The sequence below is a fragment of the Tsukamurella spumae genome, assembly GCF_012396015.1.
GTDB classification, from domain to species: domain Bacteria; phylum Actinomycetota; class Actinomycetes; order Mycobacteriales; family Mycobacteriaceae; genus Tsukamurella; species Tsukamurella spumae.
In genome coordinates this window covers 66,700-88,234 of record NZ_JAAXOQ010000019.1, presented here as the reverse complement: position 1 = coordinate 88,234, position 21,535 = coordinate 66,700, and the positions used below count along the sequence as shown (strand labels likewise).

Annotated in this window: 21 protein-coding genes, 1 tRNA gene and 3 pseudogenes; 14 read left to right on the top strand and 11 right to left on the bottom strand. The window is 69.3% G+C overall.

Going from position 1 to position 21,535, the window contains the following annotated elements:
- Nucleotides 1–659: IS3 family transposase (locus HF999_RS14775; RefSeq protein WP_246207849.1), on the top strand; the 659-nt coding region annotated here is incomplete at its 5' end.
- Between the two features lie 33 nt (nucleotides 660–692).
- Here HF999_RS14775 and HF999_RS14770 read toward each other — a convergent pair.
- From HF999_RS14770 to HF999_RS14740, 7 genes and pseudogenes are all read right to left on the bottom strand, one after another.
- Nucleotides 693–1,241: pseudogene (locus HF999_RS14770) on the bottom strand (IS1634 family transposase); the annotation flags it as partial.
- Between the two features lie 272 nt (nucleotides 1,242–1,513).
- Entirely contained in the window at nucleotides 1,514–1,750 is a 237-nt protein-coding gene (locus tag HF999_RS14765) for a hypothetical protein (RefSeq protein WP_168546617.1), read from the bottom strand.
- A 95-nt stretch (nucleotides 1,751–1,845) separates the two neighbouring features.
- Nucleotides 1,846–2,886 (bottom strand): DUF7373 family lipoprotein, encoded by a 1,041-nt coding sequence (locus HF999_RS14760; RefSeq protein WP_168546616.1) that lies wholly within the window; start codon nucleotides 2,884–2,886, stop codon nucleotides 1,846–1,848.
- A 333-nt stretch (nucleotides 2,887–3,219) separates the two neighbouring features.
- Nucleotides 3,220–4,257, bottom strand: coding sequence for a cation diffusion facilitator family transporter (locus tag HF999_RS14755; RefSeq protein ID WP_168546615.1), 1,038 nt, complete (start codon nucleotides 4,255–4,257; stop codon nucleotides 3,220–3,222).
- Nucleotides 4,258–4,336: 79 nt separating this feature from the next.
- The gene (locus HF999_RS14750; protein WP_168546614.1) at nucleotides 4,337–4,741 is read right to left on the bottom strand and encodes a RidA family protein; all 405 of its coding nucleotides are present in this window, start codon (nucleotides 4,739–4,741) and stop codon (nucleotides 4,337–4,339) included.
- Between the two features lie 58 nt (nucleotides 4,742–4,799).
- On the bottom strand, nucleotides 4,800–5,546 hold the full coding sequence (locus HF999_RS14745; RefSeq protein ID WP_168546613.1) for an IclR family transcriptional regulator: 747 nt from the start codon (nucleotides 5,544–5,546) through the stop codon (nucleotides 4,800–4,802).
- Nucleotides 5,543–5,905, bottom strand: a pseudogene (locus HF999_RS14740) (PfkB family carbohydrate kinase); the annotation flags it as partial. The gene HF999_RS14745 and the pseudogene HF999_RS14740, both read right to left, overlap by 4 nt.
- 85 nt (nucleotides 5,906–5,990) lie before the next feature.
- Between HF999_RS14740 and HF999_RS14735 the strand changes: the two are divergent.
- From HF999_RS14735 to HF999_RS14685, 11 genes and pseudogenes are all read left to right on the top strand, one after another.
- Nucleotides 5,991–7,244 carry a type III PLP-dependent enzyme domain-containing protein gene (locus HF999_RS14735; protein WP_168546611.1) on the top strand — a complete coding sequence of 418 codons (1,254 nt, stop codon included), beginning with the start codon at nucleotides 5,991–5,993 and terminating at the stop codon, nucleotides 7,242–7,244.
- Nucleotides 7,245–7,375: 131 nt separating this feature from the next.
- A pseudogene (locus HF999_RS14730) lies at nucleotides 7,376–7,696 on the top strand (GntT/GntP/DsdX family permease); the annotation flags it as partial.
- Between the two features lie 132 nt (nucleotides 7,697–7,828).
- The gene (pgm, locus tag HF999_RS14725; protein WP_168546610.1) at nucleotides 7,829–9,469 is read left to right on the top strand and encodes a phosphoglucomutase (alpha-D-glucose-1,6-bisphosphate-dependent); all 1,641 of its coding nucleotides are present in this window, start codon (nucleotides 7,829–7,831) and stop codon (nucleotides 9,467–9,469) included.
- A 44-nt stretch (nucleotides 9,470–9,513) separates the two neighbouring features.
- Nucleotides 9,514–10,272, top strand: coding sequence for a DsbA family protein (locus HF999_RS14720; RefSeq protein WP_168546609.1), 759 nt, complete (start codon nucleotides 9,514–9,516; stop codon nucleotides 10,270–10,272).
- 88 nt (nucleotides 10,273–10,360) lie between these two features.
- A tRNA-Ala gene (locus HF999_RS14715) sits at nucleotides 10,361–10,433 on the top strand.
- Between the two features lie 94 nt (nucleotides 10,434–10,527).
- Nucleotides 10,528–10,746, top strand: coding sequence for a hypothetical protein (locus HF999_RS14710; RefSeq protein ID WP_168546608.1), 219 nt, complete (start codon nucleotides 10,528–10,530; stop codon nucleotides 10,744–10,746).
- A gap of 41 nt (nucleotides 10,747–10,787) precedes the next feature.
- Nucleotides 10,788–11,930: a GGDEF domain-containing protein gene (locus tag HF999_RS14705; RefSeq protein WP_168546607.1), complete on the top strand. Its 1,143-nt coding sequence runs from the start codon at nucleotides 10,788–10,790 to the stop codon at nucleotides 11,928–11,930.
- Nucleotides 11,931–12,188: 258 nt separating this feature from the next.
- Entirely contained in the window at nucleotides 12,189–12,752 is a 564-nt protein-coding gene (gene ahpC / locus HF999_RS14700; RefSeq protein WP_168546606.1) for an alkyl hydroperoxide reductase subunit C, read from the top strand.
- 90 nt (nucleotides 12,753–12,842) lie between these two features.
- A complete protein-coding gene (gene ahpF, locus HF999_RS14695) occupies nucleotides 12,843–14,423 on the top strand; it encodes an alkyl hydroperoxide reductase subunit F (protein ID WP_168546605.1) in 1,581 nt (526 codons plus the stop codon).
- 145 nt (nucleotides 14,424–14,568) lie between these two features.
- Nucleotides 14,569–15,699: an LLM class flavin-dependent oxidoreductase gene (locus HF999_RS14690; protein WP_246207847.1), complete on the top strand. Its 1,131-nt coding sequence runs from the start codon at nucleotides 14,569–14,571 to the stop codon at nucleotides 15,697–15,699.
- Nucleotides 15,700–15,775: 76 nt separating this feature from the next.
- The gene (locus tag HF999_RS14685) at nucleotides 15,776–16,021 is read left to right on the top strand and encodes a DUF2630 family protein (RefSeq protein WP_168546604.1); all 246 of its coding nucleotides are present in this window, start codon (nucleotides 15,776–15,778) and stop codon (nucleotides 16,019–16,021) included.
- A gap of 36 nt (nucleotides 16,022–16,057) precedes the next feature.
- Here HF999_RS14685 and HF999_RS14680 read toward each other — a convergent pair whose 3' ends face one another.
- On the bottom strand, nucleotides 16,058–16,570 hold the full coding sequence (locus tag HF999_RS14680; protein ID WP_168546603.1) for a winged helix-turn-helix transcriptional regulator: 513 nt from the start codon (nucleotides 16,568–16,570) through the stop codon (nucleotides 16,058–16,060).
- Nucleotides 16,571–16,631: 61 nt separating this feature from the next.
- On the opposite strand from HF999_RS14680, the gene HF999_RS14675 reads away from it, so the two are divergent.
- Nucleotides 16,632–17,759, top strand: a complete 1,128-nt coding sequence (locus HF999_RS14675) for an MFS transporter (protein WP_168546602.1) — start codon at nucleotides 16,632–16,634, stop codon at nucleotides 17,757–17,759.
- Here HF999_RS14675 and HF999_RS14670 read toward each other — a convergent pair.
- On the bottom strand, nucleotides 17,674–18,138 hold the full coding sequence (locus HF999_RS14670; RefSeq protein WP_168546601.1) for an NUDIX hydrolase: 465 nt from the start codon (nucleotides 18,136–18,138) through the stop codon (nucleotides 17,674–17,676). The two genes, HF999_RS14675 and HF999_RS14670, sit on opposite strands and share 86 nt — an antisense overlap.
- Before the next feature lie 9 nt (nucleotides 18,139–18,147).
- The gene (locus HF999_RS14665) at nucleotides 18,148–19,413 is read right to left on the bottom strand and encodes an MFS transporter (RefSeq protein WP_312854149.1); all 1,266 of its coding nucleotides are present in this window, start codon (nucleotides 19,411–19,413) and stop codon (nucleotides 18,148–18,150) included.
- 248 nt (nucleotides 19,414–19,661) lie between these two features.
- Here HF999_RS14665 and HF999_RS14660 point away from each other — a divergent pair, with 248 nt between their 5' ends.
- On the top strand, nucleotides 19,662–20,804 hold the full coding sequence (locus HF999_RS14660) for a CopD family protein (RefSeq protein WP_168546600.1): 1,143 nt from the start codon (nucleotides 19,662–19,664) through the stop codon (nucleotides 20,802–20,804).
- A gap of 11 nt (nucleotides 20,805–20,815) precedes the next feature.
- On the opposite strand, the gene HF999_RS14655 is transcribed toward HF999_RS14660, so the two are convergent.
- Complete coding sequence (locus HF999_RS14655) at nucleotides 20,816–21,502, bottom strand: GNAT family N-acetyltransferase (RefSeq protein WP_168546599.1); 687 nt, start codon at nucleotides 21,500–21,502, stop codon at nucleotides 20,816–20,818.
- Between the last annotated feature and the right edge of the window lie 33 nt (nucleotides 21,503–21,535).

The window sequence follows — 21,535 nt, the reverse complement described above, 5'->3', positions numbered from 1 at the left end:
GTCACCAACTGGAAGCAGGCCATCGCGCAGTTGTCGGTGGCCTACCCGGAACGCATCAACCAGCACCTCTAAGCATGGCTAACAGAATTCAGGAACGACGGACTTACACAGAAAACTTGACAAGCTCGGTCGAACGGGACTTCACCGCCGACACGCCGAATCAGTTGTGGCTCACCGATATTACCGAGCACTGGACCGATGAGGGCAAGCTCTACCTCTGCGCGATCAAGGACGCCTGCTCGGGACGGATCGTCGGCTATAGCATCGACTCTAGGATGCAGTCACGGATCGCCGTGGCCGCGCTCAACAACGCGGTCGCCCGCCGAGAAGACGATGTTGCAGGTTGTGTTGTTCACTCGGGCAGGGGCTCTCAGTTCCGGTCACGGAAGTTCGTGTCCGTGCTCAACCGCCACGGCCTGGTCGGGTCCATGGGCAGAGTCGGTGCAGCCGGCGATAACGCGGCGATGGAATCGTTCTTCGCGCTCCTCCAGAAGAACGTCCTCAACCGGCAACACTGGGCGACCCGCGAGCAGCTGCGGATCGCGATCGTCACCTGGATCGAACGGACTTACCACCGCCGGCGCCGACAAGCACGTCTCGGCCGGTTGACGCCCATCGAATACGAGACGATCATCAACACAGCCGCCTGCGCGGCATGACACCGACACTGTCACCTATCGGTGCAGCAGTCCCGTCTCGAAGTAGAGCGTGGTGACGTCATACAACAGCAGCGTCGCCGAGCCGATCCCCGCATGATCCGCACACGCCGCCGATAACGCCTGCCGCCAAACCGGTTTCGCGTACATGGGGAGCCGACGTTTGACCGTGGCATACGACGCAGGATGCTGGCCGACCTCCTCGAGCACCCGCAGCGAATCGAGCTTGCTGGTCGGTTCGATGATCCGGGCCAGCACCAGGTCCCGGAACACCTCGTCCGCGCCGACCGCGTGCTGGAAGCCGAGCCGCTGGTAGGCGCCGTCGAGCGCGTCCCACAGCGCCGCCATCCGCGAGGCGGTGATCGGCAAAGGACCCACCGCCGGCGCAGCCTCGGCGATCCCCAGATCCAAAGCGGTCTGACCAGCGGCAATCCGCTCCTCACCAGCAGCACGCAGCGCCGCGAGCTGTTGCTCATCGTGTGCGGAGCCGAGGTGCTCGATCTTGCGTGAGCCGCGCGTCGAGGACCAGACGATCTGCACCGCCGTCGCCCCCGACGCGGTCTTCACCGTCCTCACGTACGCCACCCCCGCAGCCTACGAGCCCACAATTAGTGCGCATATCCGCACCAAGACCAGCCGATCACACCAGGTCAGCGAGCTACACCACTGGCGAAGTCCGATTCGTGAGCCAAGTCAGGTCCACAGATTGCCCCTGACTTTCATCGCAGGTCAGGGGGGCTTTTCACTACTCATCCTTGTAGGCGTGTAGGAACTGCACGCCGGGGGAGCGATGCGGTGCGGGTGAAGAAGGCGTCGGGGTGATGTCGGGGTTTCTTTGGCGGAGTGCTGTTGTGATGTCAGCGACGAGCCTGGCGGATGCCGTAGAAGTACGCTTTCCCGTTCGAGGCCGTGAAGCACTTGCGCGAGTTCGCCGGGTAACTGTCGCGTGCCTGCTCGCAGGTCCACGTGCTGCTGTACGGACCGATCCGGACCCACTCGTATGCCGGCGCAGCGCTGACAGCCCCGGTGCCGAGCACGGTAGCTCCCGTGGCGATCGATCCCGCGATCATGGTGGTGGCGAGCAGCTTCTTCACTTCGTCTCCTTCGGAGCCAGGGCGTCTCCCCGGCGATGCTCACAGGTTCGCCTGCGGCTCTTAACCGGGGCTTGGGCCCGGGGATAATGCGCAGGTCAGGATGGTCTTTGCTGTAGCAGTAGGTACTGGGCGCTGATGATCTGCTGAGCCTTGGTGAGGGTGTTGCTGGCTGCCGAGCTGGTGTAGCGGCCACCTGCCCAGGCGGTGCACGAGTACCCACCGCTCGCAACCTTTCCGCACCGTGCGTTCTCTGCAGGTATGCCGGGGACGACGCCCTTGCCCTCGCCGAATCGATCGGAGAAATATCGCCTCGCGGAGTCGACATCTCGGTACCGGGTGGTCGAGACTCCGGAGCGGCTTGCGTAAAGTTCCCAGCCGTACTTCGCCGCTTGCGTTTCGATCTCCGACTTCACTCCTACCGTTGTCATTGCCAAGGTGCGTGGCGTCATGTAACCGTCGAGATACCCGACTGAGGCCGAGGTGCCGGCCAGGGGTTGAGGGGTACCGGCACCCGCGCGAACCGTGTACTCCATGATCTTGTCGTCTGTGTCCATCGGAACATTCGGCGTGTTCGTCACTGAGTCCATCGAGGACTGCTGGTAGTTGCCGATCTTGTCTGCCTGCATCGAAAGCGCCTTAGTGACAAGCGAATCCGTTGTTCTCCCCGGTGAGGGTGACGAAGTTGAGGATACGAGCAGCAGGTTCGCCCGAGTTGTGCCGAGGGTGAGCCAGTGCTTCCCGTCAAGAGTGCCCTCAGTCAGAACCCTGGTGCCTGTCGGCGCTCCCGAAGGTACGGCCGGAGTCGCCGTGAGGGCGTCGAGCGCACGGCTCGCCGTAGTTGCGTCAGCGAAGCGGATAGCGCCGATTCTCAACACTACGCCCGACGGGTCCGATGCCGCGCTGACGAAGCCCGTCTGGATGGGGATGCCTTGAAACACCGAGGACTTGGAGGTGGGGAGGAGGTGTGGACCCGGGACACCCGAATTGGTGATCAAGTAGGCGCCAAGGACAGGTGCGGGAGTCTCTCCGTCGGCCTTCCGGGCGATGGCCGCGTCAACGTCCCAGGGAGCTACTACGGAATCAGCTAATCGGTACGCCTCCTGCTGCCACCAATCAGCAGCAGCAGAGGCCTTCACCGGTTGCGGTGTGTTGGCGTAGTTACCGGTATCGAGCCTGCCTGCAGTAGCGGTCGGGTCCGCGACGGGGGTACCCGGGATGGATGAGCTGCATGCGGACAGTGTCGCTAGGAGTACAGCCGTACCCGCGCCCTGTAGCCACCGACCACGCATAGAGATTCCTCCCCGGGATGATTCAAACGATTGTATCGGGGGTATAACAAGCCCCTGTGTCATCCTTACGGGAGGGGTTGCAAAGAGCTTGGCTGTCGGCAAAGATGCTGGTTGGAGACGTGCACGCGGCGCAATTGTGCTCAACGCCCTTGATCCGCGGCACCCGCGGGCGGTGCCGTGTTACGCGGTCCCGCCGTTCTCCGGCGCCTGACGAGTGGAGTGGCCCGGGCCGCATGCGGCGGCACCGTCGGCGGTCAGGCCGTACGACGGCACCGGCCCCGCGGAGTAGGACTGGCCGTGTGAGTCGCCGCAGTGGTCCTCGGCACCGGCGTGATCGACCTGGAGCGTCGCGTGCTCGATATGGTGCTCGTCGTGCAGCATGCTGCTGATACTCGACCGGACGGCATGGCAGTCCGCGCCGGGTGTCACGAGGACGTGCGCGGACATGGCCGGCTGACCCGAGGTGATCTCCCAGATGTGCAGGTCGTGGACCTCGACGACCGAGGTGAGTGCGGCAACGTCGCGACCGACGTCCGCCGGATCGACACCCTCGGGCGCCGCCTCGAGGAAGATCCGTCCGGACGCCTTGACCAGGCCCCAGCCGGCCTTGAGCATGAGGGCCGCGACGACGAGCGCGGCGATCGCATCCGCCTGGCCCCACTCCGTCGCCCAGATGACCGCGCCCGCGATGGCGGTGGCGATGAATGCGTACAGGTCGTTGAGGATGTGCTGGTACGCGCCCTCGACATTGAGGCTGCTGCGGTTCGCGCGCCGGATGCACCAGGTGGCGGCGAGATTCACCACGCAGCCCGCAAGGGCGGTGAAGAACACGAGCTTCCCGTCGACATCGGGCGGGTCGACCAGCCGGGAGATGCCCTCGTAGGTGAAGAAGGCCGCCAGCAGCAGGAGTGTGATCCCGTTGGCCTGCGCCGAGAGGATCTCCACCCGCTTGAGGCCCCAGGTGTAGCCGCCGCGCGCGGGCTTCGCCGCAATCCGAATGGCGATGAGCGCGAGCACGATCGCGGCCGCGTCCGTGAGCATGTGCGCCGCGTCGGTGATCAACGCGAGCGAACTCGCGAGGATGCCGATCGTCACCTCGATCGCCATGAAGCTCACGAGCAGTCCGAGCGCGATGCTCAGCCAGCGCTTGTCTGCGTCAGCGCTCACTCCGTGGTCGTGCCCGCCGTGCGCGTGTCCGCCGTGTGCGTGCCCGCTCATCTCAGCCCCGATCGTCGTCCGACTCGCCGCCGCCGACAATACATTGCGATATGCGCATGTATCAATCGGGTGCCGGTGGTCAGTCGAGAACGGCCAGCGCGTCGATCTCGACGAGCATCACCTCGTGCGGCAGGTCGACGAACACGGTGGTGCGGCAGGGGAGCGGGGCGCCCTCGGGCACGTTCTCGGCGATGAATGCGCCGTACGCCTCGTTCATCGGGCAGAAGTCGTCGCGCGTGGTGAGGTACACGCGGAACATCAGCACATCCGCGACGGACGCCCCGCCCGCCTCCAGGATGGCCTTCACGTTCGCGAGCGTGCGCCGCGTCTGCTCCGCGACATCGCCCTCGGCGACGTACTGGTTGGTGGCGGGGTCCATCGGGCCCTGGCCCGAGACCTGCAGCATGTTGCCGCGACGCACGCCCTGGCTGAAGAAGTGGGCGGGCGCGGGGGCGGCAGTGGTCGAGACGGAGGTCGAGGCCATGGTGGTTTCCTTTGTTCTCGTGGGTGTTCCGATGTTCCGCGGGTTCGCGGGGGCGGCTTCAGCGCGGGCGGTACCCGTACTCGGCGGAGATCGCCGCGCATGTCGCGCGCAGCGGCTCGAGCAGGTCCAGTAGGCGGTCGAAGGGCAGCACGATGTCCGGCACGGACACCGACACGGCGGCCACAACGGCCCCGGACGCCTCTCGTACGGGTGCGGCGATGCAGTTGATCGACGGCTCGTTCTCCTCGCGATCGGCGGCCCAATCCTGCTCGCGGACGGTCTCGATCTCGTGCAGATAGACGCCGGGATCGACGATGGTGTTCGGGGTGCGCCACGCGAAGTCGATGCCCGCGACGAGCGGACGCAGCTCGGCATCGGGCAGCGCGGCGAGGATCACCTTGCCGACGGCGCTCGAGTTCAGGTTCGCTTCCATTCCGATCCGCGAGTACATCCGGATAAGGTCCCGCGACTCGAGCTTGTCGATGTAGACCACCGCGTCGCCCTCGCGCGCGGCGAGGTGGGTGGTGCGGCCGTACTCGCGGTTGAACGCCTGCAGGTGGGGCGCCGCGACCTCCCGGATGCCCCGCTGCTCTGACGCGCGCGCGGCCAGATCGAAGACGCGGGATCCGAGGTGGTAGCGATGCGCCTCGTCGTGATAGGCGAAGCGCGCGTCGGTGAGCGGGCGGAGCAGGCGCAGCACGGTGGTCTTGTGTACGCCCAGCTCGTCGGCCAGCTCGTCCAGCGTGGCGGGGCCCTCGCCTAAGAGGCGAAGGATCTCCAGTGCGCGGGTCAGGCTCTGGCTCATGCGTGTCCGCTCTCCTGAGGGGGCGGGAAGCCCTTGCCTCCCACGTGGATTCCTTCAGGTCCGATGTGCGCATGCGCCCAGTCCCGCTCATCGCACGCGAGCAGTGCGGCGATCGCTGCCGGGGGGAGGACGGCGAGGTCGGCGCGGACCGTCAGCGTGGCGGCCGCGCCGGCGTGACCCCGGCGCAGGCAGGTGCGCATGTCCTCGCCGTGCGCCAGCCCGTGCAGGAAGCCGGCGGCGAAGGAGTCGCCCGCACCCACCGGTTCGACGACCTCGACCGACAGGGCGGGAACCGAGACCTGCGAGCCGTCGCGTGCCACCGCGATCGCCCGCACGGCACCGTCCTTGACGACGACGGTGCGCCTTCAGGCGATGCTACCGTCTATGACGCATATCACGCAACGACGATTGCATCCTGTGCAACGCAGCAGATGAGGGAGTGGCATGGGCAACGGGATCGACGCACGGCCGGACGCGCTCAGCGTGGTCGACAAGGCGGTCCCCGCCTGGGCGGACGGCATGAGTACCGCCGATTTCCTCGGTCGCGCGCCGCACCTGGCCGACCTCTCCACCCCCGTCCTCGTTCTGGATCGGGCAGCCATGGCCGGTAATGTCGCCGACTTCGCCCGCTGGACCGCGGCGCACGACTTCGACCTCGAGCCGCACGGCAAGACCACGATGGCGCCCGCCCTGTGGCAGGCCCAGCTCGATGCGGGTTCCACCGCCATCACCATCGCCAACCTGCCGCAGTTGCAGGTGGCGGTCGCCGCGGGGTTCCGGAACCTGCACGTGGCCAACGCCATCGCCGACCCGGCGGGCCTGCGCTGGCTGGGCGCGGCGCTGGATGCGGACTCCGCTCTCGAGGTCGTGCTCTGGGCCGACGGGGCCGGCACCGTCGACGTGCTCGAGCGAGGTCTGGCCGGCGCGTCACGGCAGCCGACCGTCCTCGTCGAGCTCGGCGGGCCCGGCGGTCGGACGGGTGCGCGGAGCGTGGACGAGGGGGTCGAGATCGGACGGCGCATCGCCGCGTCGGACCGCCTCCGCCTCGGCGGCGTCACGGGCTACGAGGGCGCGCTCGCGCACGACCCGAGCGCCGAGGCGCTCGCCACGGTCGATGACTACCTCCGTGGGCTCCTCGAGCTGCACGGGCGGCTGCGTCCGCTCTACCCCGAGGGCCGGATCGTCGTATCCGCCGGCGGCAGCGCCTATTTCGACCGGGTGGCCGCGATCCTCGGCGGCCTCGAGGACGCCCGCGTCGTCGTGCGGTCCGGGGCGTACATCATCCACGACGACGGCTTCTACCGCGGCATCACGCCGTCCGGCCGGGCGGCCGACGCGCCGCGGCTCCGCTCCGCCATGCACGTGTGGGCACGCGTCATCTCCCGGCCCGAGCCCGGCCTCGCCCTGCTCGACGTGGGGCGCCGCGACGTCTCCTTCGACGAGGGCCTGCCCGAACCGCAGGTGGCGGCGGCCGAGCTCGGCGCCGAGCAACGCCCGATCGACGCGGTGATCACGGCCGTCAACGATCAGCACGCCTTCCTCCGGCTCCCCGCCCAGGACCCGCTCGTCGTGGGCGATGTGGTGCGGCTCGGCCTCAGCCACCCCTGCACCGTCTTCGACAAATGGCGCGTGATCCCCGTCGTCGCCGACGACGGACCGGACCCCGTGGTCGTCGACGTCATCTCCACGTACTTCTAGGGCGGTTCGCGCATGCACGACATCCTGATCCGCGGCGCGGACGTGGTCGACGGCACGGAGGCGCCGCGCTACACCGTGGACGTCGCGATCGCCGACGGCGTGATCGTCGCGATCGGCCGCGACCTCGGTCGCTCATCGTGTCCGCGTACCTCGTCAGCTGCGCGCTGCGCATCGCCCAGGGCTCCGCGACGGTGGCGATCACCGCCACCGCCGGGATCATCGGTGAGACGGTGGCCGCGGGCGACTACTCGCAGGCGCAGATCGCCCTCATCGTGATCGCCATCTCGGCCGGGTCGATCATCCTCAGTCACGTCAACGACGGCGGCTTCTGGATCGTGTCCAAGTACTTCAACATGACGGTCAAGCAGACCCTCATGACCTGGTCCGTCCTCGAGACGATCCTGTCCGTGGTCGGCTTCGCGATGGTGCTCATCGTCTGGGCGATCGTCTAGCGCCGGCGTACCGTGGTGCCGGGTACCGCCGTCACCGCGGTTCCCACGCGCGGAGGCGCTCGCGCGGATACCTTTGAACTCCGGCCCCGTGCGATCCGCGGTGCCGTCCCGGACAGATGAGGTGGACTGAAGATGGCTCACGCGCGTGCCGGCCTACCGGCGCTCCCCGAAGACCTGATCGACGTCGAAGCCGTTCGCGCGGCATATTATTCGATCGTTCCGGATCCGGGGAACCCGGACCAGCGCGTGGCCTTCGGCACCTCGGGTCACCGCGGTACGTCGCTGGCCGGCAGCTTCAACGAGAACCACATCGCGGCCACCACGCAGGCCATCGCGGAGTACCGCGCGGCCCAGGGCGTGCGGGGCCCGCTGTACCTGGCCAAGGACACCCATCTGCTCTCGGTGCCCGCCTGGGAGACCGCCGTCGAGGTGCTCGCCGCGAACGGCGTCACCACGCTCATCGACCATGACGACCGCTACACGCCCACCCCGGCGTTGAGCCACGCGATCCTCACCTTCAACCGGTCCCACTCCGGTGTGGAGGCGGACGGGATCGTGGTCACCCCGTCGCACAACCCGCCCGCGGACGGCGGCTTCAAGTACAACCCGCCCACCGGCGGCCCCGCCGACACCGATGCGACCGGTGCGATCGCGGCGCGCGCGAACGAGATCCTCGAGGGCGGTATGCGCGAGGTCCGGCGGATCCCGCTGGCACAGGCGCTGGCGTCGGATGCCGTGCAGCGCTTCGACTTCCTGGACTCGTACGTCGGCGACCTGCCGTCGGTGCTGCACCTGGACAAGATCCGCGACGCGGGTGTGCGGATCGGTGCCGACCCGCTCGGCGGTGCCGCCGTCGGCTACTGGGGCGCGATCGGCGATCGCTTCAACCTCGACCTGACCGTCGTGAACCCCACGGTCGACCCGCAGTTCGCCTTCATGACCCTGGACACCGACGGCAAGATCCGGATGGACTGCAGCTCGCCGAACGCGATGGCCTCGCTCATCGCGAACAAGGACCAGTACGACATCGCGACCGGCAACGACGCGGACTCGGACCGGCACGGCATCGTGACCCCCGACGGCGGGCTCATGAATCCGAACCACTACCTCGCGGTCGCGATCGACTACCTCTTCGCCACCCGTAACGGCTGGCGCGACGATGCGGCCGTCGGCAAGACGCTGGTCAGCTCCTCGATGATCGATCGGGTCGTCGCCGAGCAGCAGCGCAGGCTCCTCGAGGTCCCCGTCGGGTTCAAGTGGTTCGTGCCCGGCCTCCTCGACGGCAGCGTCGGATTCGGTGGCGAGGAGTCCGCGGGAGCCTCCTTCCTCCGGCACGACGGCTCGGTCTGGACCACCGACAAGGACGGCATCATCATGGCGCTGCTGGCCTCGGAGATCCTCGCCGTCACGGGGAAGAGCCCGTCGCAGCACTTCGCGGTGCTGGGGGAGGAGTACGGCGTGCCCGCGTACGCGCGCACCGACGCTCCCGCCGGCCGCGAGCAGAAGGCGGTCCTGTCGAAACTGTCGCCCGAGCAGGTGACCGCCGACGAGCTCGCGGGCGAGCCGATCACGGCGAAGCTGACCCGGGCGCCCGGCAACGGTGCGCCCATCGGTGGGCTCAAGGTCACCACGGAGAACGCGTGGTTCGCGGCCCGGCCGTCCGGCACCGAGGACGTCTACAAGATCTACGCCGAGTCCTTCAAGGGCCCGGAGCACCTCGCCCAGGTCCAGGCGGAGGCGAAGGCACTCGTCGACGGGGTGCTCGGCGCGTAGTGGACTGACCTGGGCACTCGCCGACTGCCGCTATTGTGGTCGGCGTGAGCAAGCCAAAGAACGCCAAGTACGTTCCTGCGAAGCAGTCCAACACCATGACCTACGTGCTGGGCGCCATCGCCGTCCTGGTCGTGATCGTCGTGGTCATCGGCGGCGTGCTGCTGGTCAGTAAGAAGTCGGACAAGCCCTCGGACCAGGTCGCGAGCAAGCTGAACGGCGCGACGCCGACCTTCGTGCTCGGCAAGGACGACGCCAAGGTCACGCTGGACCTCTTCGAGGATCCGCTTTGCCCCGCGTGCGGCCAGATGGAGCAGGTGTACGGCGAACAGATCGTCAAGGGGATCGAGGACGGCACGATCAAGGCGCGGTACCGTATGGTTTCGTTCCTCAATAAGTCCAGTGCATCGGACGACTACTCGGACCGCGCCAACGCATCCTTCATCGCCATCGACACGTCGTCGATGCCCGCCGACCAGAAGCAGAAGGCGCTGCTCGCCGCGCACAAGGCGCTGTTCAGCAATCAGCCGCACGAGAAGGGCTCGCCGCAGTACGACGGCAAGGACCACTCGAACGCCGAGATCGCGACCATCGTCGGTGACGCCGCGAGGGCCGCCGGTGCCGAGCTGCCCGCCGACGTGCTCGCGGCGATCCGTGACGGTAAGAACGTCGGCGATGCGGCGAAGGGCGCGAGCAGCAACAGCAAGCTGATGCAGGACATCGGCAGCTCGGGCACGCCCACCGTCGTGCACAACGGTGATCTGATCACCGTCCAGGGCGACTGGCTGACGCCGCTCCTGAAGTAAAACCGGCACTGACCAGCCGATTTGGTGCACGCGAGCTGGCTCCTGTAATGTTCTCCGGGCGGGAAACCGCAGGTGAACAACGCAATACGGGGCTATGGCGCAGCTGGTAGCGCACCACACTGGCAGTGTGGGGGTCAGGGGTTCGAGTCCCCTTAGCTCCACAGAATCACACACGAGAGTCCCCTCCGAGATATTCGGAGGGGACTTCTTCGTGTCCGCCCACTCCGTGTAGTCCGAACGGAGGAATCGACTCCCGTGGCCGAGCTGGAGTCGCGCTGCGGGGGTACGCTGAACAGCTTGAAGCCTCAACAATCCTTCGACTCGGAATATTTGCGATATCACAGGATTTGTCCGGCAACGCCCATGTGTTTCACTACCAACCGCAGGGTGTCCGATGAAGCGAACAGTGAGGGGGCGTTGGTGGAGAATTCGCCGATGCTGACCGTGGTGGTCGATGCTCGAGCGGTGTCGTGAGATCGGCGCGCGTCGGACCGTTCGTCGAGATCAGGCACATCGTGAGGACCTGGTGGCGCGGCGGGCCGGACTACCAGCAGCGCATCGCCTACTTCGACAGTAGGGGATTGCTCCGCGGCTTCCAGCTCGTCGTCAGCACGTGTGCGGTCGTTCTCGGCGGGCTCGCGGTGAACGTGCTCCTCGTCCACCCGGGTGACGAGCCGCGCTTCTCCGTCGTCGTCCAGCTGGCCGGCGCTGCGACAGGGCTGTTCTGGGCGATGCGATGGCAGGTGCGCCCGGTTCCGTCCGAATCCGGCGCGATGGTCTTCGTGGTGACCTCCGACCTACTGATCATCGCCGTGTCGGCGACGGACGTCGACGCGATGGCCGCCGCCTTCGGGCTGTCGGGGCTCACCCTCATCGCGATCTTCGTGGCCTTCGTGCTGTCGCCGGCCCAGTTCATGGCGAACGCAGGGATCTGCGCGGTCGCGATCGCGGCGTTCGCGGTGGGGTTGTATCAGTCGTACGGCTGGCCGGCGACCGTCTTGAAGGTGACGCTGCTGGCGATCACCACGATCGCGGTGCCCGCCTCCGTGCAGATCGGTCTCGCCTTCCTCTCGCAGGACGCCGCCGAGTCCGACACCGATCCACTGACGAAGACACTGAACCGTCGCGGGTTCCGTCGTACGACGGGGAGCACGATCACCGATCTCGCGGCGGGCAGGCGCCAGGTGTCGGTCGCGTTGATCCTGGTGGACGTCAACGACTTCAAGGCCATCAACGACGTGCACGGGCACGAGGTCGGTGACGCCGTCCTCACGCGCATCGCCGACGTCCTCCGGGGCGCGGCCGAGGGCGGGCTCGTCGCACGGCTCGGTGGTGACGAGTTCGCGGTCCTGATGGTGGGCGCGGCTCGATCGCGGTACGTGCGGATCGCCGACCGGATCCGCTGGTCCATCGAAGCCGAAGCGGGTCCCGCCGGCGTTCCGGTCACCTCCAGTATCGGGGTGGCGATCGGGGGCATCGCGGTCGCGGATGAGGAGGCCGCGGTCGGCCTGTTGCTCAACCGCGCGGATGAGGCGATGTACGAGGCGAAGCGGGGAGGGCAGCCCGTCGTGATCTCGACGGTCCTCGACCATCCCGCGCTGGGGGTGGCCCCGGTCGATGCCGCGGGGTGTGGCGGAGGCGACGTCGCGTCCGGATGACCGCGCGGCACCGTCGGCGGATCCCGAAGATCACCGGTTTGACCTGCGGCGATGGTGGCGATGTCGTGTGCGACGGCCGTCAAGCGGATGCGGTGGTGATGAGAATCACCACCGTGTGATTGCGCCTCGACGAGGCCGCTGCCAGCGCCGATAGGGATTCATGATGGCTGGTTCAGGATGAATCGATTTGTCCGATTAATACACCCGACCTACTGTCGATGACGAACCCGCAGGCACCCGAACGAAACGAGGACGACCGTGTCGTTGATCAACAAGCAGATCAAGCCCTTCACCGCCGAGGCTTTCAAGAACGGTGAGTTCGTCACCGTCTCCGACCAGGACATCGCGGGCAAGTGGGCCGTGTTCTACTTCTACCCGGCCGACTTCACGTTCGTGTGCCCCACCGAGCTCGGCGACCTCGCCGATCACTACGCGGAGCTGCAGGGCCTGGGCGTCGAGGTGTTCTCGGTCTCGACCGACACCCACTTCACCCACAAGGCGTGGCACGCCTCGTCGGACACCATCGCCAAGATCGAGTACGCGATGATCGGTGACCCGAGCCTGCAGATCAGCACCGACTTCGAGGTGCTCCGCGAGGGCCAGGGCCTGGCGGACCGCGGCACCTTCCTCGTCGATCCCGACGGTGTCGTCCAGTTCACCGAGGTCACCGCGGAGGGCATCGGCCGCAACGCCGCCGAGCTGGTCCGCAAGGTCAAGGCCGCGCAGTACGTGCGCTCGCACCCGGGCGAGGTCTGCCCCGCGAAGTGGGAAGAGGGCGCTGAGACCCTCGCGCCGTCGCTGGAGCTCGTCGGCAAGATCTAGGCGCCTGCACAGCTGCGGGGCCGGACCTTTCCCGTGCCCCGCAGCCGCATGTCACCAGCACTCGTATCTGAAGAAGAGGATCGGATCACCATGCTCGAAGCCGCACTCGCCACTCAGCTCAAGGGCCTGCTCGCCAACGTCACGATGCCGGTCGAGCTCGTGTCGACGCCGGGCGACGGCCCCAAGTCGGTCGAACTCGCCGAGCTCCTCGACGAGATCGCGGGCATGTCCGATCTCATCCGGCACGACCGGACCGGCGACGACCCGCGCACCCCGTCGTTCCTGATCCGCCGCGTCGGCACCGACATCGCGGTGCAGTTCGCCGGAATCCCTCTGGGCCACGAGTTCTCGTCCCTCGTGCTGGCGCTGCTCCAGGTGGGCGGCCACCCGTCGAAGGAGGCGGCCGAGCTGCTCGAGCAGGTGCGCGACCTCGAGGGGGAGTACCACTTCGAGACCTACTTCTCGCTGTCCTGCCAGAACTGCCCCGACGTGGTGCAGGCGCTGAACCTGATGGCGGTCCTCAACGCGCGGATCACCCACACCGCGATCGACGGTTCGCTGTTCCAGGACGAGGTCGACAGCCGTCAGGTGATGGCCGTCCCGACGGTGTTCGTCAACGGCGAGCTCTTCGACTCCGGCCGCATGAACCTCGAGCAGATCGTCGGCAAGCTCGACTCCGGCGCCGCCGAGCGCACCGCCGCGTCGCTGGGTGAGAAGGACCCGTTCGACGTGCTCGTGGTCGGCGGCGGTCCGTCGGGCGCGACCGCCGCGGTGTACGCCGCCCGCAAGGGGATTCGCACCGGCGTCGTCGCCGAGCGGTTCGGCGGCCAGGTCCTCGACACCATGGCGATCGAGAACTTCACCTCGGTCTCGTACACCGAGGGCCCGCGGTTCGCGGCCGAGCTCGAGAGCCAGGTCCGCCAGTACGACGTGGACATCATGAACACCCAGCGCGGCGCGAAGCTGAGCCGTGACGCGGAGTCGGGGATGATCTCCGTCGACCTGGCCAGCGGCGCGCAGCTGCGCTCGCGCACCGTGGTGATCTCGACGGGCGCCCGGTGGCGCTCGATGGACGTGCCCGGCGAGGCGGAGTACCGCAACAAGGGCGTCACCTACTGCCCGCACTGCGACGGTCCGCTGTTCAAGGGCAAGCGCGTCGCGGTCATCGGCGGCGGCAACTCGGGCGTCGAGGCCGCGATCGACCTCGCGGGCGTCGTCTCCCATGTCACCCTCATCGAGTTCGACGCGGAGCTGCGGGCGGACCAGGTGCTGCAGCGCAAGCTGCGCAGCCTGCCCAACGTGGACGTTCTGGTCAGCTCGATGACCACCGAGGTCCTCGGCGACGGCGGCAAGGTGACGGGCCTGGCGTACAAGGACCGCACGACCGACGAGCAGCGCTCGCTGGAGCTCGACGGTGTCTTCGTCCAGATCGGCCTCCTGCCGAACACGGAATGGCTCGAGGGCGTGCTCGACCTGAGCCCGCGCGGCGAGATCGTCGTCGACGGGGCCGGGCGCACCTCGCTCCCGGGCGTCTTCGCGGCAGGGGACTGCACGACGGTGCCGTTCAAGCAGATCGTCGTCGCCGCAGGCTCCGGCGCGACGGCGGCGCTCAGCGCGTTCGATCACATCATCCGTACGGACGTCCCGGTTCAGTCCGCCACGGTCGGCTGATCCCGCGATCGTCACGAGGGGCCGGGCCGTGCGCCCGGCCCCTCGTCCGCTTCGCGAAACCTCGGACGCGGGCGTCGTCGGACCGCTACCTTCTGAGTCGGGAGACATTGGCCCCGTTGATCCCTCGGGCAGGCCGGGCGGGTCGATGAGCACAGGCCCCACCGGCCGTGCCGGTGGCCGGGCGGGAGTCGGCGGGATGGACACGGACACGATCGAGGTTTCGGGCACAGCGCCGTTCGTGCTGTCCGTGCTGGACAACGCGCACGCCGCCGTCGGGAGCACCGTCGACGAGGTGTACCGCGAGGTGATCGCGTTGGCGCGCCTTGCGGATCGGCTCGGCTACCACCGGTTCTGGATGTCCGAGCACCACGCGATGCCGGCCGCGGCCACCCCGTCGCCGCAGCTGATGCTCGCGCGACTGACGGGGGAGACGGAACGGATCCGGCTCGGGGCGGGCGGTGTGATGCTGCCCAATCATGCTCCGCTGGTGATCGCCGAGCAGTTCGCGATGCTCGACGCGCTGGCCCCGGGGCGCATCGACCTCGGCCTCGGCCGCGCGCCGGGCACTGATGCGGCGACCGCCGCGGCGCTGCGTCGGCACGCCGCCGGCAACGACGAGTTCCCGCAATCGGCCGTGCAATTGATCGCTTTCCTCGCCGATCGGTTCCCGCCCGGGCATCCGTATCACGACGTCCACGCCGTGCCCGGCCCGTGGCAGGCCGCGCAGAACCGGGTGCCGGCGCCCACGACGGCACCGCAGGTGTGGATCCTCGGCACGTCGCCGTCCTCGGCGCAGCTCGCCGGCAGGCTCGGCCGGCCGTACGCCTTCGCGTTGCAGTTCGGCGGCGCCGACCCGGCGGAGGCCTTCGAGGTCTACCGGCGCGAGTTCCGCCCGTCCCCCGTCCTCGCCGCGCCCTATTGCCTCGCGAGCGTCCCCGTGGCGGTCGACGACGATCCGGCCGCGGCGCGGCGGCAGGTCGACAGCGCCGCCTTGGCGATGCTCCGGATGGTTCAGCGCGCCCCGTACACGCTCCTCCCGCCCGACGAGGCCGCCGCGTACGACGCCACGCCCGAGGAGCGACGGGTGCTCGACGGCTACGCCGAGAGGTTCTGGGGCGGCACCCCCGCCGACATCGCCGGCCGCCTGGAGCGGCTGCACGCGCGGACCGGCGTCGACGAGATCATGCTGGTCACGATGGGACCCTCGCGCGCCGGGCACCGGCGGACCGTCGAGCTGGTGGCGCGGCACTACGCGCTGCAGCCGTCCCCGGCGTAGGCGCGGCGCGCCCTCGGCGACTGGGAAGCGTCCGATGGGGACCACGCGGTCCGGCGATCGGTGGCAGGATCGAAACATGACCGATGACGCCATTCATACCCGGATCGACACGCTCATCGCGGAGGAGCACGACCTGCGCACGCGGCTCGCGGCCGGCGAGATCAGCGAGAGCGAGGAGCACGCGCGGCTGCAGGTGCTCGAGACCCAGCTCGATCAGGCCTGGGATCTCCTGCGGCAGCGCCGGGCCCGGCGCGAGTTCGGCGAGAACCCGGACGGCGCGCAGGCGCGGTCGGCGAACACCGTGGAGAACTACCGGAACTGACCTTCCCCCGCGGCGGTCGCGCCGGCGCAGGCGTTCTCAGGGCAGCGGTGTGAGCATCCGGTGCCGTTGCCGCAGTGCGACGGCCACCGGGTCGTCGCGCCGTCGCGGGTTGAACCCGGGGCGCGGGCGGGCGTCCAGGTCCCGCACCGTCGGAACGATGCCGCAGTGCGGACACAGGCCGGACTCGTCGATGTCGGTGCCGCACGCCGCGTGCGCGAACACGCGGCCGGGGAAGTCCGCCTCCAGGTGGCGCTCGGCCCACCGGATCAGGCTGTAGACGGTGGGCCACAGGTCCTCTCCGGCGGCGGTCAGCGCGTATTCGACGGTGCGCCCCTCCCGCCGTCGGGCGAGGACGCCGGCGGCGACCAGTGTCTCCAGGCGATCGGTGAGCACGGCGCGGGAGACATCCAGGTGTGCCAGCAGATCGCTGAAGTGCCGCACGCCGAAGAAGAGGTCGCGCAGGATCAGGAGCGTCCAGCGCTCGCCCACGACCTCGAGGGCGCGCGCGAGGTAGCAGCCCTGCGCCTCGTACCCGGTTCCCAGTGCCATGACCTCATGGTACGCGAATCGAGTCTTGTGAACAGACTCGAACTGCGCCATGATGAGTCTTGTGAACAGACTGGAATCGTCGTACGGCCGGGTGCTGGCGACCGTCGCCGCCAGCACCCTCGTGGCGATGCTCGGCTATGCGGGGCCGCTGGGTAACGCGGTGACGCTGAACGCGGCGCTCCGCGCCGGCCCGGCCGGCGCCACCTGGATCCTCGCATCGATGAGCGTCGGGCTCACCGGCGCGCTGGACCTGGCGGGAGCGTGGCGCGTGTTCTACCTCTTCCTGGCGGCCGCCGGTGCGGCGCTGTGGTTCTCGGCGCGGCGGATCCCGACGCGGCCGCCGCACAACCCCGATCGCGCGCAGAGCGTCCTCGGCTTCGTGCTGCTCACGGCGGCCCTGAGCGCGGCGGTCGCGGCGCTCGTCGAGGTCCGCGCGCGGGAGGCCCGCCTGGCGATCGCCCTCGCGGTCGCCGCGCTCGTCCTCACCGCGGCGCTCGTCGCGAGCCAGCGCTACGGCTCCGCGCGCCTGGTCGACCCGGCGCTCTTCCGCCGCCGGCGCTTCCTCTCCGCGACCGTCGCCGGTCTGGGCACGGGCATCGGCATCATCTCGGCGATGTCGTACTCCGGTACCTTCGCGGTGCACGGTCTGGGGTTGAGCACCCTGCAGGCGGGCTGCCTGCTCACCCTGTGGGCCGGCACGAGCGCCGTGGCCGCCCTGGGCTTCTCGCGCCTGGCGGGGGTGCTGTCGGGCCGTGCGCACCTGATCGGCGGGCTGGTCGGGGTCGCGCTGGGCCTGCTCCTCATGTCCGGCCTGTCCGACGGTGCCTCGCCCGCGCGCCTGATCCCCGGGTTCGTGGTCGCCGGCATCGCGTCCGGACTGCTGAACACGGGGCTCGCCCGTGAGGCGATATCCAGCGTCCCCGCGGGCGACGCCGCGATGGGCAGCGGCGTCAACAACACCGCCCGCTACGTCGGCTCCGCGTTGGGCATCACGATCGCCGGTGTGCTGGCCGCAGGGGCGCCCGATGCGATCGCCGGCTGGAACCGCATCGCGCTCGCGGCCGCGGCGGCCTCGCTCGTGTGTGCCGCCGGGGCGGGCCTGCTCACGCTCCGGACAGGTGCACCCGCAACCGGTCGAGGAACACCGACTGTGCCTTCACCAGCTTCTCCGCGGCCTCGTCGAGGCTGAACCACCCCGCGCGGTCGATCTCCGGGAAGCGCTGCATCCGGCCGGATCCGCGCGGCCATTCCAGCTCGAACTCGTTCGAGGTGATGACGGCGGCGTCGAAGTCGCCCTCCCGGGCGAACACCGTGACCGTCTTGCCGCCGGACTGCCGGACCGAGCCCAGCGGCACGGTCGGCCCCGGCGGTGCCGAGGTGCCGAGCTCCTCGGCGAACTCGCGCTCCGCCGCCGCGAGGGGATCCTCGTCGGTGTAGAGGCCCTTGGGGATCGACCACCCGTGCGCGTCCTTGCGCGCCCAGAACGGGCCGCCCATGTGCCCGATGAGCACCTCGACGGCGCCGCCGCTCCGGCGATGGAGCAGCAGTCCGGCGCTGGTCGCGGTCATGTCGTCAGTCTAGGCCGCGTCCGTCGCCGATCGACGCCGGGTGAGGCCCGCGTTGACGAGGCCCGCGCCCAGCACGATGAGGGTCGCGACGAGCGGCATGCACTGCGCCGCACCGGTACCGAACCGTTCGGCGAGTTCGCCGTTCACAGCGGAGGCCAGCGACTGGCCGAGGATGATCGCCGACCCGAGGATCGTCATCACGGTGGCCGATCGGCCGCGGGGGCTGCGGGCGGCGCCCAGGCTGAACTCGGTGACGAGGGTGGGGCCGACGCCGATCCCGGCGACGGCGAGACCCGCGACCAGCCAGGGCAGCGACGGTGCGGCGGCGATGAGCGATGCCCCTGCGACCATGGCGAGGGAGAAGGTGATCCACCGCCGGGCGAGGGTGAAAGTGTCCGGCAGGAGGGCGGATCCGAGTGCGAGGGCGGCCGAACCGACACCCATCACGCCGTAGAACAGGCCGGCCGACTCGGCGTTGCCCGCGTCCCGCATGAATGCGGTCAGGCCGGTCAGCGTGAAGCCGAAGAACAGCCCCACGCCGAAGACACCGCCCACGACGGTGAGCAACGCGGGGTCGCGCAACTCGCGGACCGGGGCCTGGTCGACCGCGCCGGCCGTGTGCTGTTCGGTCGCGCGGCCGGTGGGGTGGAGGGCGAACGCGCCCACGAACAGGATCGTCAGTACCGCTGCGCCGACCATCGGCGCGGCGGGCGACATCGTGGTGGCCAGCAGTCCCACGATCACGGGGCCGAAGACGAAGATCACCTCGTCGGCGGCGGATTCGTACGCCATCATCGAGAGCAGAGGGCGCCCGCGGCGCCCTTCGGGCAGCTTCGTGGCGATCATGCCGACCACCCGGCTGCGCGACATCGGGCCGACCTGGGGTGCGCTCGCGCCCACGAGCGCGGCGGAGGCGAGCACCGCCCAGCCCGGCAGCGGGCTGAACACGACCCACGCCATGAGCAGCAGCGCGAGGCTGTTGACGATTCCCGCCGTGAGGACGGCGCGGTGTTGCCCGAACCGGTCCGCCGCGGCACCCACGAGCGGTCCGACCGCCGCGGAGCCGATGCCGACCATCGCCGAGCTCAGCCCACCGAAGGCCAGCGAGTCGCGGCCCGCGACGACGAGTGTGAGGACGCCGACGACCATCATCGCGAAGGGCAGGCGGGCTACCAGCGCGATCGGGAAGTACGTGGGGCCGGCGATCGACAGCATCGAGGGGTCTTTCGCCGCGCCCGCCTGGGCGGAGGTTTCGTGGGACATGGTGGCGGTCACCGAAGGGGCCTTTCCGCGGCGTCCGGCCGCATCGCTCGACGTGCCGCCTTGGGTGCCCTCGGGCCGTGCCAGGTAGATACACGGATTCTCGCTGCGGCACGGGCCGCAGCCGAAACATCCTATCAATTTTCCGGGATTCGCGTCGGCGGCACCGAATCGGACACCTTGTTCGAGCTAATGAAACCGCTGGTGGGGAGTGTTTTGCCCGATTGGTCACACCCGCCGAGTAAGGCTAGTCTCACTCAACTATGACGAGCCTTACCTTGCATGTCGCGGCGGCCGCCCCGGCCGCCCCTCCGCTCTGGCGCATCCTCACGCAGATGGGGTACTTCGGCGCGCTCGCGTTGTCCTGCGGGCTGTTCCTGGCGCTGGCCTTCCTGCTGCCCGCCGGCGCGCGTGGTGGGGCGGCCGACCGCAGCCTGCGCGCTCTCGTGCCGGCCGTCGCGGTGTTCGTCGTGGTCGCGGGCTACGCGCAGTACGCGGGGCGGATCGCGCGCAGCAAGCTCGGCTACTCCTTCACGGAGTCGCTCGCGCCGAGCCGGTTCGGCGCCTACCTCGGCCTCCCGGCGGGGAAGGACGCCTGGGTCCCGGCGTCGGTGATGGCGACGGCGCAGCTCGGCATGTTCGCGCTCGCCGCGATCCTGCTGCTCGTCGTGCGCCGACTGCAGGGCCGCGCCGCGGCGATCGTCGCGACGGTGGGTTTCGCCGTGGTCGTGCTCACGGCGTCGGCGCCCAGCCTGACCACGGCCGTGGCCGGCATGGATGCGACGGCCAACCGGGTGCTCAAGCTCACGCACATCCTGGCCTGCGTGATCTGGCTCGGCGGCGTGTTCGTCCTCGCCGCCGCGGGCCTGCGGGCGCGGCGTTCCGGGATCGACGGTGCCGGCGCCTTCGAGCGCATGTGGGTGCGGTTCAGCGCGTGGGCGATGGGCGCGGTGATCGCCGTCGGCGTGAGCGGACTGTGGCTGACCTGGGTGCACCTCGGATCCTTCGCGCAGTTCGTGACCACCCCGTACGGGCGCTACCTGCTGATCAAGCTGGTGTTGGTGGCGGCGATGGTGGGCGCCGGCGCCTACAACGTGCGCGTCCTCATCCCGGCGATCGCGCGGGCCCGGCTCGCCGGGGACGACGGCACCGTCGTCCGGCTCGCCCTGCACCACTTCCCCAGGGTCGTGGCCGCCGAGGCGATCGCGGGCGTCGGCGTGTTGCTCATCGTGCCCTTCCTGTCCGGGTCCGCGCGCAAGCAGGCCGACGGTGCCGCGGCCGGTCCGTTCGACTGGGAGACCTTCGGGATCGGCGCGCTGCTGGTGGCGCTGCTCGTCGGTGCCTGCGTCGTCGCGGTGCGGGCGGGTGCGCCGCGTCCGGTGGCCGCCGCGCCCGCCAATTCCTAGCCCGCGAATTCCTAGCCCGCGGACACCCGGATCACCTCGAGCGGCACCGTGCCGGTGTGGACGAATCCCATGGCGTCGTACAGCTTCTGCGCCGGGTTGTCGTCCGAGGTGTGCAGGAAGGGCGTGTCTCCGCGGTCCCGCACGCCCTGCCCGACCGCGCGGATGAGGCGCGAGGCGAGGCCGCGGCCGCGGGCCTCCGGAGCGGTGCACACCGCGCTGATCTCGGTCCACCCCGCGGGGTGCATGCGCTCGCCGGCCATCGCGACGAGGGCACCGTCGGAATCCCGGATCCCGAGGTAGGTGCCCAGGTCGATGGTGCGGGGCAGGAACGGGCCGGGCTTGGTCCGCTCCACCAGCGCCGTCATCTCCCGCACGTCGGCGGCGGTGAGGCGCACCGCCTCCGGTTCGTCGGCCGTCTCGACGGCGCTGCCGTCGTACTGGACCAGGCCGATCCGTTCCAGCACGGTCCAGTCCGCGGGGAGCGGCGTGGCGCGATCGCGCAGCAGGACCGTCCCGTTGCGCTCGGCGAGACGGGCGATGTCGGCGTAGTCCGCTCCGGTGAGCTCGCGGGGATGCCCGAAGAACACGGAGACCTCGGGGTGGTACCGCTGGATCCGGCCCGAGCGCACCCGGAACCGCGAGTGCGGACCCGACAATGCGGCGTTGACGGGGTCGGCGAGAACGTTGCGCGCGGTCACGATTCGATCATGGCAGACCCGCGACGGGCGGCA